Annotated in this window: 1 pseudogene; it reads right to left on the bottom strand. The window is 67.5% G+C overall.

The annotated features are described in order from the left end of the window. A pseudogene (holA, locus tag EOB49_RS36255) lies at positions 1-212 on the bottom strand (DNA polymerase III subunit delta); the annotation flags it as partial.

The following is a 212-nucleotide window of genomic DNA, read 5'->3' as shown; positions in this document are numbered from 1 at the left end:
TCGAGGAGCGCGTCGACCGCGTCGTCGAAAGAGGCGCCGGAGACGTCGCCCGACATCGCCTTGACCTCCTCCAGCCCGATCTCGTTCTGGCCATGGGCATAGAGCACGAGCTTCTCGATCTCGCCGCGGGAGGCCAGCCGGTCGCCGCCGAGATTGCGGCGCAGCGCCTGTCTCGCCTCCATGGTCATCGACATGCCGGCCTTGCTCAGTTC

This window comes from Mesorhizobium sp. M7A.F.Ca.MR.148.00.0.0 (assembly GCF_003997735.1).
Lineage (GTDB): Bacteria > Pseudomonadota > Alphaproteobacteria > Rhizobiales > Rhizobiaceae > Mesorhizobium.
This window is presented reverse-complemented; position numbering and strand designations above follow the sequence as displayed.